The 775-nt window shown below is 57.2% G+C and carries 1 protein-coding gene and 1 pseudogene; both read right to left on the bottom strand.

Features of this window, described 5'->3' with window-relative positions:
- Positions 1-527: cbb3-type cytochrome c oxidase subunit I (locus tag ACR0DB_RS22615; RefSeq protein ID WP_480553097.1), on the bottom strand; the 527-nt coding region annotated here is incomplete at its 3' end.
- A 16-nt stretch (positions 528-543) separates the two neighbouring features.
- Positions 544-775: pseudogene (locus tag ACR0DB_RS22610) on the bottom strand (c-type cytochrome); the annotation flags it as partial.

The raw sequence follows: 775 nt of genomic DNA, 5'->3' as shown, positions 1-775 counted from the left end.
AAAGCAAACAGGAACAGCAGCGCCAGTCCCCAGAGGCCCAGAACAAGGATGCTCGAAATTGCCGTCTTCTTGCCCTTCAGAACGGTCAGTGACACGTTGTAAAGGAACATCAGCGCGGCCACGACGATGCCCGCCTTGACCCATTTGGGTTGTTCAAGGAACTCGCGCCCCTCTTTGCCCAGCAGCCAGTTGCCTTCGAACAGGTTGAAGACATAGGTCACGACCACGCCCAGCGTACCAACCACAAGAATGATCAACTGCAGATAGGCCAGCTTGGTCGAATGAATCTCGCGCTCGGTCTCTTCGGGGATCAGGAAGTAGGCCGCACCGAAGAAGCCCAGCAACAGCCAGACGATCAGAGAGTTGGTGTGCAGCATCCGTACGATATTGAACGGCAGAAGCTCACTCAGGAAGTTCGGGAATACATAGATGAAACCGGCCAGCAGGCCGCCGATTACCTGTACCGCGAACAGGGCCATCGCTACTGCGAAGTAGGCGTAGGCGATTTTTTGGGATTCGTATTTCATTGCTCCGTTCCCTTTCTCAGCCTGCCTCGTTGGGCGGCCAGCCCTGCGCATCGATGTTGTCCGTCCAGATCAAGAAGTTGGTCAGATCGCGGATCTCTTCGTCGCTGAGGTTGAAATTGGGCATCTGCCGACGACCGGGAATGCCGGTCGGCTGCGCCTCCATCCAGCCCTTGAGCGCTTCAAAGGCCGATTCCGGGTCGTCCAGCACACCCCAGCGGGTCATCACATTCCCGACTTCCGGCGCGTAG

The organism is Ruegeria sp. AB6, assembly GCF_056542685.1.
The sequence above is the reverse complement of the archived record's forward strand: the minus strand, read 5'-3'. Positions and strand labels throughout refer to the sequence as shown.